Source organism: Zoogloea sp. GDB6, assembly GCF_056724105.1.
Map to the genome: position 1 here is coordinate 4,346,228 of NZ_CM161497.1, position 14,164 is coordinate 4,360,391.

The following is a 14,164-nucleotide window of genomic DNA, read 5'->3' on the forward strand; positions in this document are numbered from 1 at the left end:
TGGGGATTCATGATGGCCGATCTCACTTGCGGCTCTTGATGGCTTCTTCCAACTCGGCAAAGCTGGGTCGATCCGAGGAGAACAACACTTTCCGGCCGAACTCCACGGCCACCTGAGGCGCATAACCGTTCATGCTGGCCAGCAACACGGCCTTGATGCACTGGTAGATCTTGCCCCCTTCATCCACCTTCTGCTCAAGCTGGCCGGCAACTGGCGCAACGAAACCGTAGGAAACCAGAATGCCCAGGAAGGTCCCGACCAGCGCACCGCCAATCATCTTGCCAAGCACTGCCGGAGGCTGGCCGACCGACCCCATCACGTTCACCACGCCCATCACCGCCACGACGATACCAAAGGCCGGTACCCCGTCAGCAACCTTGGACACCACATGAGCCGGACCGTGGGCTTCCTGATGATGGGTTTCCATCTCCACATCCATCAGGTTCTCGATTTCAAATGCGTTCAAGTTACCGCCGACCATCATCCGCAGATAATCGCAAAGAAAATCGACTGCGTGATGGTCTGCCGTAAAAGCTGGATACTTGGATAGGATGGGACTGCCGTCAGGATTCTCGACATCACCCTCGATCGACATCAACCCTTCCTTACGCACCTTGGCAAGGATTTCGTACAGCATACACAGCACATCGACATAAAATGCTTTGTTGTATGGCGACCCCTTGAAGATGGTCGGCAGCGCGGCAATCGTCCCTTTGATGGCCTTGGGACCGTTGCCTGCCACGAAACCACCAATTGTCAGGCCGACAATAGCGATGTATTCGGTAGGTACCCACAGTGCAGCCAAACTGCCGTGCACCGCGTAAGTGCCTAGCGAAGCCGCCAGGATAATCACGTAGCCGATGATCAAAAACATCGCTGAAACCTCTATCAGCGGATGCGTCCCTACGGCAGTGCATCCGGATTGTTATTCTTCTCCGGCGATATCGGCCCTTGCCCCAGAAACTTGAGCGCTCCGAGCAAGCCTATCGTCCCCTGCGACACAAAAACACAAAAAAATGCCGCCACAAGAATGGCGGCATTTTCGATCAAACGATCCAACTCTTTCAGGGTGAAGCAGCCTCCGCACCCGGCACAACTCGTCGGGTCTTTCCTGCCCGGGAAGGCACATGGCACAACCCGCACACATACTCGTGGGTGGGATCAAAGGCATGCGCCACAAATTCCCCACCACAGCATGTACAACGGGCTGATTGCAGCATGTTCGCATCAAAGAACCGGATCAGTGTCCATGCACGCGTCAGACTAAGTACCTGCTCCATCTCAAAGGATTCGATGTGTTCGTTGTACAGGCGATAAGCCTTCACAATCGCATCCAACCCTTCCAGCTTGGCATGCTTGCGCACAAAACGGTACAGTGCCATGAAGAGGGAGGCATGGATGTTGGGCTGCCACGACATAAACCAGTCCGTGGAGAAGGGCAACATTCCCTTGGGTGGAGAAACCCCCTTAACCTCTTTGTAAAGCTTGAGCAATCGCTCGCGACTCAGCGAGGTTTCCGCCTCAAGCATCTGCATTCGCGCCCCAAGGCGGATCAACTCCACGGCCTTCTGGATGTCCTGCGCCTCAAGCAAGACACTCTTGTTACGCATGGCAGGGCCTTTGAGCCATTATGCAGCTCAGGCCAGATCCTCAACAGGCCGGCCTGCGGCAAGAATGGCTGCATGCAGATGTGCAGTACCACGCTCCCGCCCATGCGCCGACAGCAGATCGACGAGCATCGTGTCGTTAAAGCGGAACTGGCACAGCAGCATGTTTGAACTGGCCATTCGGAGGACCTGCGCGGCACTCAAGCCCTCAAGGATCCCAGCGACATCCTCCCCGACCCCCAGGCGATAGATGGCGGCAGCACGATCCTCTCGCAGCATCTGCTGAGCCAGCATGAGGTAAGCCAGATTCAACTCCCTGATTTCATCTTGCATACCATTGATGCGCATGGTTTCCTCCTCGGCATTCGTCCATCGTATGCGGCAAATTCTGCCGTTACCCGGCAATACTCACCATCCGACGGCTACGGATTATGAAGTAAGAAAAAAAATATACAATATAGTAAGAAAATTCCTTACATCGCCAATATCAACTCGAGCCGTAATGTGCATCCAATGATGCGCCATCAAGCCCACCATTCACAACCCCAGTCAGCGCGGCCCGAAAATCCCTTGCGGCTACAGGCCTTCCGAACAAATAACCTTGGAAGCAATCACATCCATCGGTGAGCAGGGCATCCACTTGACTCGATGACTCTACCCCCTCCGCGATCACATGCAGTCGCATGCTACGTGCCAACACGATGATCGCGCGGACAATCGCGGCGTTTTCTTCATCGTCGCACAAATCCCTCACAAAGGACTGATCGACCTTGATCACATCAACCGGGAACCGCTTGAGGTAGGCCAGCGACGAATAACCGGTACCGAAATCGTCGATAGCCACCCTAACACCCATGTTCTTGAATGCCCTCAGCATCGCCACTGCCGTTTCGGCATCCTGCATCAAGGATGATTCGGTGATCTCGAGTTGCAGACCGGCCGGCGGCAGCCCTGCATCCTCCAGCGCCAGCCGTACCGATTCGATGAGACGGGGCTGAGCAAACTGAACGGCAGACACATTAACCGACACGAACATGTCGCGTCGTCCCATATCGCGCCATTGGCGGCACTCTCTGCAGGCCTCCTGCAAGACCCACTCACCAAGTTCGACGATCATCCCGTTTTCGTCCGCAATTGGGATGAAACGATCCGGCCCAATCGGCCCCAAGCGGGGATGACGCCACCGCAGCAAGGCCTCTGCACTGACCACACGGCCATCACTGCCTTCCACGCAAGGCTGATATGCAACCCACAATTCATTTCGCTCAATGGCGAAACGGAGATCACTCTCCAAGGCAATTCGCTCAGCCGAACCGATCAGCATGTCCGACTCAAAAAAGTGGAAGCCATTTCCCCCTCTCTGCTTGACAACGCTCATGGCTGCTTCAGCATTCGTCAGCAAGGAAAAAACATCCTCCTCCTCCTCACACACCCAAGCTACACCGACACTGACCGACAGGAATAACTCGATCCTGTCCAGCGCAAACGGGAGCTCGAAAGCACGCAACAACCATCTCGCGAACACATCTGCCGCTCCACGCTCACAGACGCCGGGCACCAGAATACCGAAAGCGTCCCCTCCCAGGCGCGCCACCAGTCCATGGGATTCTGAACTTTCCAGCAAACGCTTGGCCACCTGACGCAACAGGACGTTACCGGCCTCGTAGCCGAAACTCGAATTGATGCGCTGAAAGCGATCCAGATCAACGTGGAAGACTGCCGCTCTCAACCTCATCCGCATGGCATCCGCCTCGCGTGCCCACTCAGCCAGGCGCGCGCACATGAGTTGCCGGTTCGGCAGGCGGGACAGAGAATCGAAATAGGCCAAGGCCTGAATCTGGCTACCTGCATCCCGGGCCAACCTTCGGGCTGCAGCCCCCCGCAACTCCCGCGTTATGACCGGCACAAGCCGCGCATAGCTCCCCTTCGGCACATAATCGCTGACCCCATCCAACATGGACGAAAATGCCTGTTGATCACTAATGACGCCAGAATATATTACAAAGGGCAGGTCGCAGCCGCTGTCCTTCAGAACCTGCAGGGCCGCCGTGGAATCAAACCCCGGCATGCGGTGATCTGAAATGACGATATCCCATCCCGACGAACGCAGCGCGTCCTGCATGGCACGTGCGCAGTCAACACGCTCGCAGCGGACTTTCATCCCCCATTTCGCGAGTTCCCGCCCCAACAGAAAGACATCATCCTCGCTATCGTCAACCACCAGAATTGCGATATCGCCGTCAACTGCCTCTGCGCGGCGCCCCGCATACCCATTCAGACTCATTGATACGCAACCACTATTGTCAGTTACAAGATCAGGACGAGATGACTCCATAGTCTTCAGTTCGGTGGGATCACAGGCCCTGCGCGCGAAACCTGTGCGCTCATAATCCTGTTGCGCCCCTGCTCCTTCGCCAAGTAGAGGGCTTGGTCAGCACGCTTGATCAGGGCATCCGGCTCCGACATTTGCCCATCGCGGCTTGCCACTCCAATACTGAGAGAAATTCTGAGAGATACGCCGTTGATCGGCATTCGTGCATTCTCGACAGCAAAGCGCACACGCTCCGCGCAAGCAAACGCCGCATCCAGATTCGTATCCGGGCAGATGACCAGAAATTCATCCCCCCCCGTCCTGGCCACAACGTCCTGAGCACGCAACGCCCCCTTGACTACCGTAGCGACGCGCTTCAGAACCGCATCTCCAACATCATGGCCATGAGAATCGTTGTAATGCTTGAAATGGTCCACGTCGACGACCATCACTGACAAGGCACGACGCGTACGAGACGACACCTGCCATTCCTGCTGAATGCGATCCATCGCATAGCGCCGATTCGGAAAACCAGTCAGAGCATCGGTCAGCGCCACCTCCTGGAGCCGTCGGTTGGAGACGGCCAATTCCGCGGCGAAACGACGAATCTCCTCACGATCACGATCCACCTCCTGCTGTAGGCGAATGACCCGCTGCCCGGCGCGCAACCGTGCCGCAAGAACGCGTGGGTTGATCGGCTTGTTCATGAAATCGTCAACACCATTCTCAAACGCCTCGATCAACCGATCATCGTCATCGAGACTAGTCATGATGAGGATATAAATGGCGCGTCCGATTTTCGTCTGACGTAACGCACGCGTCAGCTCAAGCCCACTCATCTCGGGCATGACCCAATCCACGATCATCAACTGAGGCTGGAATTCGAGCGCCATCTCCATGCCTATCCGGCCATCCCCAGCCTCCATCACCCGGTGCCCGACCGTCTCTAGAACCTTACGCACGATGCCCCGCATAGAAGCATCATCGTCGACGAGAAGCACCCGCATCGCGGCGCTTCCGAAACCAGGGGTATCCGTGCTGAGAACTGGTCCGGCAGCCTCTGCACCATGCCTATCGGACATCTGTACCTCGTCCGACAAATCCACTCTCTGCGCAGCGAGCTCCTCACCACGAACGGCCAATTCGTCAAAGGAGGGAACATCTTCAGCCTGCAAAGCCAGTAGCTGCCCCCAAGCATGCCACTCGCTGACCACGTGATCACAAAGCTCGGTTACCGTAGCACGATCGAAGGCAAGATGCCCCCCTATCTCGAAAAGTCGCCTCATCAGATTTGGTCGCTCCGGCGCCGCGGCAATACACACCTCGGCTATGTAACCAGCCAAGTGGAGCGACTGCACAACCACCCTCTCACGAGATCCATCCGGATAATCGGACTCCTCCGGAAGCTCCGCAAAATAGGCAGTCTCATAAAAGATACGTGGCATCCCCCAGTCCGAGAGCATTGCAGACGTCAATTGCCGATGATCCATCGCAAACGCCTTCTGCTCGAGTTGGAGCAGACTCAGATCGCGAAACTCCACCATGCGTCCCAAGACTCTCCCGTAGTCTTCCGGATAAAGCGTAGCGAGCGCCAACTCCCCCACCCTAGCCAGCAACCCCAGACAAAACGTTTCTTCAGCAGCGGCAATCCGCGTTCTCTGCGTTATGGCCTGCATCGCAATGCCATACACCAGACACCCGCTCCAGTAGCGCTCGTAATCAAAACCCTTACATGCCCCTCCCCGATAATTCGACAGCAGGGAAAAGCCAAGCGCAAGCGTACGAACCGCAGGCAACCCCAGCACCATCAGAGCCTCGTGCACGGACGCCACAGCACGACGACCGTGAGCAGCTCTGGAATTTGCAGCCTTGATCAAACGCCCCACAAATGCCGGATCCGTCTTCACAACCCGAGTGAGATCGTCGATCGAGCTACTCTCCCGCTGGATCAACTTGATGATGGCCAAAGCCACCCCCTTGGGAGAGGGCAACTCCCCGGACACTTTGAGCTGCTCGAACTTCTTGATGTCAATCGACGCTGCCATATCCTCGCCTGACTCTCGTCAGCGTTTCCAGTCTAGTCGGTCAGTCTCGGAAGATCCCGCGCGCTCAATTGAGCCATGATCCAGCCGCCACCTCTTGGGTACAAGCCGCACGTAAACCCGACGAGCATTGAATTAGAATGACCGGAATGTCCAAGCCCATCTGCCGACCATGAATTTCTGTTCCCATTGTGGCGCCCCCGTCAGCCTCAAGATCCCACCTGGTGACAACCTTCCCCGCCACGTATGCGACCAGTGCGGAACGATCCATTACCAGAACCCGAAAGTCGTCGTTGGCGCCATCGCCGAATGGGAAGACAAGATCCTCATGTGCCGACGAGCAATCGAACCACGCTACGGTTGCTGGACTTTACCCGCTGGCTTCATGGAAAACAACGAAACCACAGGCGAAGCCGCATTGCGCGAAACCCTTGAAGAAGCAGGCGCGAAGATCGCGCTGGCAGAAATGTTCACTTTTGTAGACCTGCCTCACATCAGCCAGATCCACATCATCTATCGCGCGCAATTGATTAACCCTGACTTCTCACCAGGTGAAGAGTCCCTTGAAGCATCCCTGATCACGGAAGCTGAAATCCCCTGGGATGAAATCGCTTTCCGCTCCATCGACTACACGCTGAAGTGCTATTTTGAAGACCGCCGCCGCGGCCGCTTTGATCTGCACACAACTACGCTGGCCATCCCTATCCCAGGAACGTTTCGATAGGGGTTCACTCTGCGTGTAAAAACAACTACATCTCTTCAAACAAGACGGGCAGCACGATTGAAAACTGCCGATCTTGAACCGGCACCGGCACTTCCGACAGAGCATGCCGCACCAAGAGCAACGCGCGCTCATCCAGAGCATGAGCTCCACTGGACTCCGCGATACGGACATCCGGAAACGCAACCCCCGGCATGACATGCACGATCACGACGGATCGCCCCTTATGCCCTCCCACAGGCTGGGTTGACGACGCTTGCTGCAGACGAATAGCGGCACTAGCCAAAGCAAAACGATAACGCCCGATACGAAGTTCATACGCCGCCCCATCTTCAGCTATCGAACCAACCGACTGACTCAAGACCGCACTATCGGCTGGAGAGACATCCGGCCCATCAGCCTTGACGCCATCATTAGGGTGCCTTTTTCTAGACGCCACCTGATTCAGCCCCGCCACATCCCGGGATGACATTCCTCGCGGCGCTTCCATCCCTGCACCATTCGGCACTACAGTCCGTCGAGGCAACGCCTCTCCCTCAGATCTTTGCGCTACGGCAGTCTCCGAACCGACCACGGGCGTTTGTACAAAGCGCACGACCAAGGGCGTAACGGTAGGCTCAGTAGGCCTGAATGCAGTTGGCCAAAATAGGATGAGATGCAGAAAGAGGGATGCTGCGAATACGACATATACACACCGTCCCACACTCTCACTCCCTGCACTGATTCACACGGCGCAAAAAGCAAAAAGGGCCAGCAAATGCTGACCCTCTTTACAACCTACCTTCTGACTCCTAGCTTACGCAGCAGCCTGCTCAGCTTCCAGAGCTTCAACTTCGCCCTCCGGACGATCCAGCAGCTCAACGAACGCCATGGGAGCATTATCGCCATCGCGGAAACCGCACTTCAGGATGCGCAGATAACCACCATTGCGGGCGGCAAACCGCGGACCCAGTTCGTCAAAAATCTTGACGACGATTTCACGATCGCGCAGGCGGTCAAACGCCAGACGACGATTAGCCAAGCTCGACTTCTTGCCGAGCGTGATCAGCGGCTCAACAACCTTCCGCAGTTCCTTTGCCTTCGGCACGGTCGTCTTGATGACTTCGTGACGCAGCAGGGAGTTTGCCATGTTGCGCAGCATAGCCTGACGGTGGCTGCTGGTGCGGTTGAGCTTGCGAAGACCGTTACGGTGACGCATTTGAAATTACCTCTTCTTCGTTACGCTCAACCGAGCTTTTCCAGCCCGGCCGGCGGCCAGTTTTCTAGTTTCATGCCCAGCGTCAAACCGCGCGAGGCAAGGACTTCCTTGATCTCATTCAACGACTTGCGCCCCAGATTCGGGGTCTTGAGCAATTCGGTTTCGGTGCGCTGAATCAGATCACCGATGTAATAAATGTTCTCAGCCTTCAGACAATTCGCAGAGCGAACCGTCAATTCGAGATCATCTACCGGACGCAAAAGGATAGGATCGATGGCCGGAGCCTTCGGAGCCTCCACCGCCGTCGGAGTCCCTTCCAGATCAGCAAACACAGACAACTGATCCATCAGAACACGAGCAGCAAAACGCACTGCCTCCTCGGGGTCCACCGCACCGTTGGTTTCAATATCGAGAACCAGACGGTCCAGATCGGTACGCTGCTCAACCCGCGCACTCTCGACCGCATAACTAACACGACGAACCGGACTGAAAGACGCATCAAGAACGATGCGCCCAATCGTCTTCGATTCGTTGGCAGCCGGACGCTGGTTACCAGGCACGTAACCGCGCCCTTGTTCAACCTTGATCTGCAGATCCAGCTTACCGCCAGGAGCAAGGTGAGCCAGCACGTGATCCGGATTGATCACCTCAACGTCGTGGGAGACTTCAATATCAGCCGCCGTCACCACGCCTTCACCAGACTTAGCCAAAGACAACGTCGCTTCAGCACGGCCGTGCAACTTGAGGACAACACCCTTCAGGTTGAGAAGAAGATCGACCACATCTTCCCGCACACCATCGAGCGTAGAGTACTCGTGCAGTACGCCCTCGATCGACACTTCGGTCGGTGCGTAGCCCGGCAAAGAGGACAGCAGGATACGCCGCAGGGCATTACCCAACGTATGACCAAAGCCGCGTTCAAACGGCTCCATCGTCACACGAGCGTGCACCGGCGAAACGTTCTGCACCTCAATGATGCGCGGTTTCAGCAGAGCATTACTTTGCATCGACAATCCTTCTATAGAGTCGCGCCTTAGGCGCGACCACCATTAACGCGAATACAGTTCGACAACCAGACCTTCATTCAAGGTCGCCGACAGCTCGGAACGTTGCGGGTAAGCCTTAAAGGTACCCTTGCCGGCCTTGATGTCCACAGCCAGCCATTCCGGAAAGCCTCGCGACTCTGCCGCTTCCAGCGCCGCCTTGACACGCAGCTGATTGCGCGTGCTGTCGGTCAACTGGATTTCATCGCCCGGGCGAACGGTATAGGACGGGATGTTAACCCGCTTGCCATTCACCAACACACCGTTGTGGCGGACAACCTGACGAGCTTCTGCGCGAGAAGCGCCAAAACCCATGCGGTAAGCCACTGCGTCCAGACGACCTTCCAAGAGCTGCAGCAGGTTTTCACCAGTCTGCCCCTTGCGACGATCAGCCTCGGCATAGGTCTTACGGAACTGACGCTCAAGCACGCCGTACACACGACGGATCTTTTGCTTTTCACGCAGTTGCACACCAAACCCGGACAAACGCTGACCAGATTTTTGACCGTGCTGGCCAGGTGCGTAGGAACGACGCTCAATAGCGCACTTGTCGGTAAAACATTTTTCGCCCTTCAGGAAGAGCTTCTCACCCTCACGACGGCACTGACGGCACTTGGGGTCAAGATTACGAGCCACTGTTCAACTCCTTGTCAGATACGACGCTTCTTCGGCGGACGGCAGCCGTTGTGCGGGATCGGCGTGATATCAGTAATCGTGGTGATCTTGATACCCAGCGCGTTGAGCGCACGCACGCTGGACTCACGGCCAGGGCCGGGGCCCTTCACACGTACTTCCAGGTTCTTGATGCCGCACTCAATGGCGACCTTGCCAGCAGCTTCGGCAGCAACCTGAGCGGCAAACGGGGTGCTCTTACGAGAGCCCTTGAAGCCGGCACCGCCGGAGGTCGCCCAAGAGAGAGCATTACCTTGCCGATCGGTGATGGTGATAATCGTGTTATTGAAAGACGCGTGAACGTGGGCGATACCCTCAGCCACGTTCTTTTTGATCTTCTTGCGAACCTTCGCAGCAGTCTTAGCCATGTCTAATCCCTATTACTTCTTGCCGGCGATCGCCTTACGCGGTCCCTTGCGGGTACGAGCGTTCGTGCGAGTGCGCTGGCCACGAAGGGGCAAACCACGACGATGGCGCACCCCGCGATAGCACCCCAAATCCATGAGGCGCTTAATACTCATCGTAACTTCACGGCGCAGATCACCTTCAACGGTGAACTTCGCGACCTCGTCGCGCAGCCGTTCCATGTCGGACTCGGTAAGCTCTTTAATCTTGACTGCCCGCCCGACATCAGCAGCGTCACAAATCTGCTGCGCGCGGGTGCGGCCGATACCGTAAATCGCGGTCAGTGCGATCTCAGCGTGCTTGTGGTTGGGAATGTTTACCCCTGCGATGCGGGCCATGCGTTCACCCCAAAATACTAAACATTAAATTATAAAGAATGCGGGTGACCGCATCAACCTTGGCGCTGCTTGTGACGCGGATCCGTACAGATCACGCGAACCACACCTTTGCGGCGGACGATCTTGCAATTTCTGCAAAGCCGCTTGACAGATGCTTGAACTCTCATTTCTAGCTCCTAACTACTCTTTCTGTTATTTCGCGCGGAAAACGATCCGGGCTCTACTCAAATCGTACGGGGTCAACTGCACGGTAACCTTGTCACCGGGAAGAATACGAATGTAATGCATACGCATCTTCCCGGAGATATGGCCCAGAACGACATGGCCGTTTTCAAGCTTGACTCTGAAGGTTGCGTTAGGGAGATTCTCGAGAACCTCACCTTGCATTTCGATGTAATCTTCCTTCGACATAAGACTATTTGAGCGGAACCCGCGAACCCTTGAAGTTAGCCTTCTTCAAAAGGCTCTCATACTGGTGGGACATCACGTACGCCTGAACCTGGGACATGAAGTCCATCGTCACCACCACGATGATCAACAAGGAAGTCCCACCGAAATAGAAAGGAACATTCCACTTCAGGATCAGAAACTCGGGCAACAAACAAACAAGCGTGATGTAAACAGCGCCCGCCAAGGTCAGTCGCATCAGGATCTTGTCGATGTAACGTGCAGTCTGCTCGCCCGGACGAATCCCCGGAACGAATGCCCCACTCTTCTTCAAGTTATCTGCGGTCTCCTTGGAACTAAAGACCAACGCCGTGTAGAAGAAGCAGAAGAACACGATAGCCGTCGCATACAAGATCACATAGATGGGCTGCCCAGGAGCCAGTGTCGAGCCGAGATCCTTCAACCACGCCATCTTTTCGGACGAACCAAACCACTGAGCAAGGGTCGCCGGGAACAAAATGATGCTGGACGCAAAAATCGGAGGAATGACACCAGCCATATTGAGCTTCAGAGGCAGATGAGAACTCTGACCACCATAGATCTTGTTCCCCACCTGCCGTTTAGCATAATTGACCAGAATCTTCCGCTGACCGCGTTCAACAAAGACCACGACCCCCGTCACCACCACGACCAGTACGCAGATCACCAATGCGGTGAAAGGATGCATTGCTCCAGTCCGCACCAACTCAAACAATCCGCCCAGGGAATTGGGAAGACCTGCTGCAATGCCGGCAAAAATGATGATCGAAATGCCGTTACCCAGGCCACGTTCGGTGATCTGCTCTCCAAGCCACATCAGGAACATTGTCCCGGTAACTAGCGTGGACACAGTCACGAAACGGAACGTAAATCCAGGCTCAATGACCAAGCCTTGCTGCGACTCCAAAGCCACCGCTATACCCAGGCCCTGAAATAGAGCCAACGCCAGCGTACCGTAGCGAGTGAACTGAGTGATCTTCCGTCGTCCTGCCTCACCTTCCTTCTTCAAAGCCTCCAGCTGCGGAGACGCAACTGTCAGCAACTGCATGATGATCGACGCCGAAATGTACGGCATGATCCCAAGCGCGAAGATAGTGAAACGAGAAAGCGCCCCCCCGGAGAACAAATTGAAAACTCCGAGGATGCCCCCCTTCTGACTCTTGAACAGATCACCCAAGGCAACTGGATCAATCCCGGGAACCGGGATGTGCGCGCCGATGCGATAAACGATCAGCGCGCCCAACAAGAACATCAAACGTCGCTTGAGGTCCCCGAACTTACCAGGCGCCGCCAGTGCGGACTGTTGGTTCGCCACGCTGAACCTTCTTACTCGGCAGACTCGACGGAACCACCAGCAGCTTCGATAGCTGCCTTGGCACCCTTGGTCGCAGCCACGCCACGCAGGTTCACCTTGCGAGTGATGGCGCCGGACAGCACAACCTTGGCAGCGAGCGCATCAGCAGCAACAATACCCGCTTGCTGAAGCACCAGCAGATCAACATCCTCAACCGGCAGAGCCTCAAGCTCGGAAAGGCGAACTTCACCGATACGAGCACGAGTCAACGACACAAAGCCACGCTTCGGCAGCCGACGCTGCATAGGCATTTGACCGCCTTCGAAGCCCACCTTGTGAAAACCACCGGTACGGGACTTTTGACCCTTGTGACCGCGACCAGCAGTCTTACCCAGGCCACTACCGATACCACGACCAACGCGCTTTGCAGCGTGCTTAGCACCAGCCGCAGGTTTAATCGCATTCAGGCGCATTTAAGCCTCCAACTTAACGAGGTAAGCGACCTTGGTAATCATGCCCCGAATTGCAGGAGTATCCTGCAGTTCCACCGTATGGTGGAGACGACGGAGCCCAAGACCGCGCACGGTTGCACGATGGGACTGTTTCGTGCCGATAACGCTCTTAACCAGCGTCACCTTCAGTTTCTTGTCGGACATGACTTACCCCTGAATCTCTTCGACCGTCTTGCCACGCTTGGCAGCGATGACGGAAGGAGCGTTGGTGGCCAGGAGGCCATTCAGCGTCGCACGCACCACGTTGTACGGGTTGGTGGACCCGATGGACTTGGCGATGATGTCCGTCACACCCATCACTTCGAACACAGCGCGCATAGCGCCGCCAGCGATGATACCGGTACCCTGCGGGGCCGGCTGCATCAACACAGACGAAGCACCATGCTTGCCGATCACGGAGTGATGCAGCGTGCCGTTCTTCAGGGAGACCTTGGCCATCTTGCGACGAGCCTCTTCCATTGCTTTCTGCACGGCAACCGGGACCTCGCGGGACTTGCCCTTGCCCATGCCAATGCCGCCATCACCATCACCGACCACGGTCAGTGCAGCGAAACCGAGAATCCGGCCGCCCTTTACAACCTTGGTCACTCGGTTGATGGATACCATCTTTTCGCGCAGGCCGTCGTCGCGCTCCTCGGAGGCCTGCACTTTTTTATTACCTTGCTGCTTAGCCATGCTAAACCTCGCTTAGAACTTCAATCCGCCTTCGCGGGCGGCATCGGCAAGCGCCTTCACGCGGCCATGGTATTGAAAGCCAGCGCGATCAAACGCAACAGCCTCAACACCAGCAGCCTTGGCACGCTCGGCGATCAGCTTGCCGACCACCACAGCAGCGGCCTTGTTGCCACCGTTAGAAACCTGGGCACGCACATCGGCCTCTACGGTCGAAGCAGCCGCCAGAACCTTGGAACCACAACCCGCGATAATTTGCGCGTAGATGTGAGAATTGGAGCGGAACACGGACAGACGGACTGCCTTCATTTCCGCGATCTTGGCACGGGTTTTCCGTGCACGGCGCAAACGCGTTTCCTTCTTGGTGATCATGATCCGCCCTTACTTCTTCTTGGTTTCTTTCAAGGTGACCACTTCGTCGGAGTAACGAACACCCTTGCCCTTATAAGGCTCAGGAGCACGATACGCACGCACTTCAGCGGCGACCTTGCCGACGACCTGCTTGTCGACACCCTTGATGAGGATCTCGGTCTGAGACGGGGTCTCAACCTTGATACCGGCAGGCATCTGGTGCACCACGGGGTGCGAAAAGCCGAGACTCAGATTCAGCTTGTCGCCCTGAGCCTGAGCACGATAGCCCACGCCCACCAGGTTGAGCTTGCGCTCAAAGCCCTTGGAAACACCGGTCACCATGTTGTTGACCAGCGCACGAACAGTGCCGGACATCGCCTTGGCATTAACAGCGCCTTCGATAGCGGAGCACTGCAGGGCATCACCCTGACGCTCGACCTTAACCGAAGGATGCAGAGCCTGGGTCAACGTACCCAGAGGGCCCTTCACAACGATCTGGCCGCCACCGACAGTGACATCCACACCAGCCGGAACGGCAACAGGATTCTTGGCTACACGGGACATTGCACTCT

Annotated in this window: 21 protein-coding genes; 1 reads left to right on the forward strand and 20 read right to left on the reverse strand. The window is 56.2% G+C overall.

The genetic code is table 11. The annotated features are described in order from the left end of the window. Positions 1 to 22: 22 nt before the first annotated feature. The 6 genes from motA to AC1PQG_RS19750 form a co-directional block, all read right to left on the reverse strand. Positions 23 to 874 carry a flagellar motor stator protein MotA gene (gene motA / locus AC1PQG_RS19725; RefSeq protein ID WP_079432679.1) on the reverse strand — a complete coding sequence of 284 codons (852 nt, stop codon included), beginning with the start codon at positions 872 to 874 and terminating at the stop codon, positions 23 to 25. Positions 875 to 903: 29 nt separating this feature from the next. Continuing rightward, the gene (locus tag AC1PQG_RS19730; protein WP_481119496.1) at positions 904 to 1,050 is read right to left on the reverse strand and encodes a hypothetical protein; all 147 of its coding nucleotides are present in this window, start codon (positions 1,048 to 1,050) and stop codon (positions 904 to 906) included. Between the two features lie 14 nt (positions 1,051 to 1,064). Further along, positions 1,065 to 1,610 (reverse strand): flagellar transcriptional regulator FlhC, encoded by a 546-nt coding sequence (gene flhC, locus AC1PQG_RS19735; protein WP_481119497.1) that lies wholly within the window; start codon positions 1,608 to 1,610, stop codon positions 1,065 to 1,067. A 27-nt stretch (positions 1,611 to 1,637) separates the two neighbouring features. Continuing rightward, positions 1,638 to 1,955, reverse strand: a complete 318-nt coding sequence (gene flhD, locus AC1PQG_RS19740; protein ID WP_481119498.1) for a flagellar transcriptional regulator FlhD — start codon at positions 1,953 to 1,955, stop codon at positions 1,638 to 1,640. Between the two features lie 139 nt (positions 1,956 to 2,094). After that, positions 2,095 to 3,891 (reverse strand): putative bifunctional diguanylate cyclase/phosphodiesterase, encoded by a 1,797-nt coding sequence (locus AC1PQG_RS19745; RefSeq protein ID WP_481119499.1) that lies wholly within the window; start codon positions 3,889 to 3,891, stop codon positions 2,095 to 2,097. A 56-nt stretch (positions 3,892 to 3,947) separates the two neighbouring features. After that, entirely contained in the window at positions 3,948 to 5,963 is a 2,016-nt protein-coding gene (locus AC1PQG_RS19750; RefSeq protein WP_481119500.1) for a GGDEF domain-containing response regulator, read from the reverse strand. Positions 5,964 to 6,132: 169 nt separating this feature from the next. Here AC1PQG_RS19750 and AC1PQG_RS19755 point away from each other — a divergent pair, with 169 nt between their 5' ends. After that, positions 6,133 to 6,684 carry an NUDIX hydrolase gene (locus AC1PQG_RS19755; RefSeq protein ID WP_481119501.1) on the forward strand — a complete coding sequence of 184 codons (552 nt, stop codon included), beginning with the start codon at positions 6,133 to 6,135 and terminating at the stop codon, positions 6,682 to 6,684. A gap of 25 nt (positions 6,685 to 6,709) precedes the next feature. On the opposite strand, the gene AC1PQG_RS19760 is transcribed toward AC1PQG_RS19755, so the two are convergent. The 14 genes from AC1PQG_RS19760 to rplF all read right to left on the reverse strand — a co-directional run bounded on the left by AC1PQG_RS19760 (position 6,710) and on the right by rplF (position 14,156). Continuing rightward, a complete protein-coding gene (locus tag AC1PQG_RS19760) occupies positions 6,710 to 7,153 on the reverse strand; it encodes an energy transducer TonB (RefSeq protein ID WP_481119502.1) in 444 nt (147 codons plus the stop codon). A 324-nt stretch (positions 7,154 to 7,477) separates the two neighbouring features. Further along, positions 7,478 to 7,879 carry a 50S ribosomal protein L17 gene (gene rplQ, locus AC1PQG_RS19765; RefSeq protein ID WP_481119503.1) on the reverse strand — a complete coding sequence of 134 codons (402 nt, stop codon included), beginning with the start codon at positions 7,877 to 7,879 and terminating at the stop codon, positions 7,478 to 7,480. Positions 7,880 to 7,905: 26 nt separating this feature from the next. Beyond that, positions 7,906 to 8,886 carry a DNA-directed RNA polymerase subunit alpha gene (locus AC1PQG_RS19770; protein ID WP_079432672.1) on the reverse strand — a complete coding sequence of 327 codons (981 nt, stop codon included), beginning with the start codon at positions 8,884 to 8,886 and terminating at the stop codon, positions 7,906 to 7,908. Between the two features lie 42 nt (positions 8,887 to 8,928). Next, positions 8,929 to 9,558, reverse strand: a complete 630-nt coding sequence (rpsD, locus tag AC1PQG_RS19775; protein ID WP_481119504.1) for a 30S ribosomal protein S4 — start codon at positions 9,556 to 9,558, stop codon at positions 8,929 to 8,931. A 14-nt stretch (positions 9,559 to 9,572) separates the two neighbouring features. After that, positions 9,573 to 9,962, reverse strand: a complete 390-nt coding sequence (gene rpsK / locus AC1PQG_RS19780; RefSeq protein WP_079432670.1) for a 30S ribosomal protein S11 — start codon at positions 9,960 to 9,962, stop codon at positions 9,573 to 9,575. A 12-nt stretch (positions 9,963 to 9,974) separates the two neighbouring features. Beyond that, positions 9,975 to 10,337, reverse strand: a complete 363-nt coding sequence (gene rpsM, locus AC1PQG_RS19785; protein ID WP_481119505.1) for a 30S ribosomal protein S13 — start codon at positions 10,335 to 10,337, stop codon at positions 9,975 to 9,977. Positions 10,338 to 10,390: 53 nt separating this feature from the next. Further along, positions 10,391 to 10,504, reverse strand: coding sequence for a 50S ribosomal protein L36 (rpmJ, locus tag AC1PQG_RS19790; protein ID WP_079432668.1), 114 nt, complete (start codon positions 10,502 to 10,504; stop codon positions 10,391 to 10,393). Positions 10,505 to 10,529: 25 nt separating this feature from the next. Then, complete coding sequence (gene infA / locus AC1PQG_RS19795) at positions 10,530 to 10,748, reverse strand: translation initiation factor IF-1 (protein ID WP_153162180.1); 219 nt, start codon at positions 10,746 to 10,748, stop codon at positions 10,530 to 10,532. Between the two features lie 4 nt (positions 10,749 to 10,752). Beyond that, complete coding sequence (gene secY, locus AC1PQG_RS19800; protein ID WP_481123033.1) at positions 10,753 to 12,015, reverse strand: preprotein translocase subunit SecY; 1,263 nt, start codon at positions 12,013 to 12,015, stop codon at positions 10,753 to 10,755. Between the two features lie 74 nt (positions 12,016 to 12,089). Further along, the gene (gene rplO / locus AC1PQG_RS19805) at positions 12,090 to 12,530 is read right to left on the reverse strand and encodes a 50S ribosomal protein L15 (protein ID WP_481117527.1); all 441 of its coding nucleotides are present in this window, start codon (positions 12,528 to 12,530) and stop codon (positions 12,090 to 12,092) included. Continuing rightward, on the reverse strand, positions 12,531 to 12,713 hold the full coding sequence (gene rpmD / locus AC1PQG_RS19810) for a 50S ribosomal protein L30 (RefSeq protein ID WP_481117526.1): 183 nt from the start codon (positions 12,711 to 12,713) through the stop codon (positions 12,531 to 12,533). Between the two features lie 3 nt (positions 12,714 to 12,716). Continuing rightward, a complete protein-coding gene (rpsE, locus tag AC1PQG_RS19815) occupies positions 12,717 to 13,244 on the reverse strand; it encodes a 30S ribosomal protein S5 (RefSeq protein WP_481117525.1) in 528 nt (175 codons plus the stop codon). Between the two features lie 12 nt (positions 13,245 to 13,256). Beyond that, entirely contained in the window at positions 13,257 to 13,610 is a 354-nt protein-coding gene (gene rplR, locus AC1PQG_RS19820) for a 50S ribosomal protein L18 (protein ID WP_374486275.1), read from the reverse strand. 12 nt (positions 13,611 to 13,622) lie between these two features. Continuing rightward, complete coding sequence (gene rplF, locus AC1PQG_RS19825) at positions 13,623 to 14,156, reverse strand: 50S ribosomal protein L6 (protein ID WP_481119506.1); 534 nt, start codon at positions 14,154 to 14,156, stop codon at positions 13,623 to 13,625. Positions 14,157 to 14,164 lie beyond the last annotated feature (8 nt).

Bases quoted from the DNA above. Each gene is read 5' to 3' on its own strand.
- AC1PQG_RS19755 (WP_481119501.1), top strand. From the start codon at position 6,133: ATGAATTTCTGTTCCCATTGTGGCGCCCCCGTCAGCCTCAAGATCCCA.
- AC1PQG_RS19760 (WP_481119502.1), bottom strand. From the start codon at position 7,153: ATGTCATCCCGGGATGTGGCGGGGCTGAATCAGGTGGCGTCTAGAAAA.
- AC1PQG_RS19745 (WP_481119499.1), bottom strand. From the start codon at position 3,891: ATGAGTCTGAATGGGTATGCGGGGCGCCGCGCAGAGGCAGTTGACGGC.
- rpsE (WP_481117525.1), bottom strand. From the start codon at position 13,244: ATGGCTAAGCAGCAAGGTAATAAAAAAGTGCAGGCCTCCGAGGAGCGC.
- rpsK (WP_079432670.1), bottom strand. From the start codon at position 9,962: ATGGCTAAGACTGCTGCGAAGGTTCGCAAGAAGATCAAAAAGAACGTG.
- rpmD (WP_481117526.1), bottom strand. From the start codon at position 12,713: ATGTCCGACAAGAAACTGAAGGTGACGCTGGTTAAGAGCGTTATCGGC.
- infA (WP_153162180.1), bottom strand. From the start codon at position 10,748: ATGTCGAAGGAAGATTACATCGAAATGCAAGGTGAGGTTCTCGAGAAT.
- flhD (WP_481119498.1), bottom strand. From the start codon at position 1,955: ATGCGCATCAATGGTATGCAAGATGAAATCAGGGAGTTGAATCTGGCT.
- rplQ (WP_481119503.1), bottom strand. From the start codon at position 7,879: ATGCGTCACCGTAACGGTCTTCGCAAGCTCAACCGCACCAGCAGCCAC.
- AC1PQG_RS19750 (WP_481119500.1), bottom strand. From the start codon at position 5,963: ATGGCAGCGTCGATTGACATCAAGAAGTTCGAGCAGCTCAAAGTGTCC.
- rplF (WP_481119506.1), bottom strand. From the start codon at position 14,156: ATGTCCCGTGTAGCCAAGAATCCTGTTGCCGTTCCGGCTGGTGTGGAT.
- rplO (WP_481117527.1), bottom strand. From the start codon at position 12,530: ATGCGCCTGAATGCGATTAAACCTGCGGCTGGTGCTAAGCACGCTGCA.
- rpsM (WP_481119505.1), bottom strand. From the start codon at position 10,337: ATGGCCCGCATCGCAGGGGTAAACATTCCCAACCACAAGCACGCTGAG.
- motA (WP_079432679.1), bottom strand. From the start codon at position 874: ATGTTTTTGATCATCGGCTACGTGATTATCCTGGCGGCTTCGCTAGGC.
- flhC (WP_481119497.1), bottom strand. From the start codon at position 1,610: ATGCGTAACAAGAGTGTCTTGCTTGAGGCGCAGGACATCCAGAAGGCC.
- rpmJ (WP_079432668.1), bottom strand. From the start codon at position 10,504: ATGAGAGTTCAAGCATCTGTCAAGCGGCTTTGCAGAAATTGCAAGATC.
- secY (WP_481123033.1), bottom strand. From the start codon at position 12,015: ATGTTCTTGTTGGGCGCGCTGATCGTTTATCGCATCGGCGCGCACATC.
- AC1PQG_RS19770 (WP_079432672.1), bottom strand. From the start codon at position 8,886: ATGCAAAGTAATGCTCTGCTGAAACCGCGCATCATTGAGGTGCAGAAC.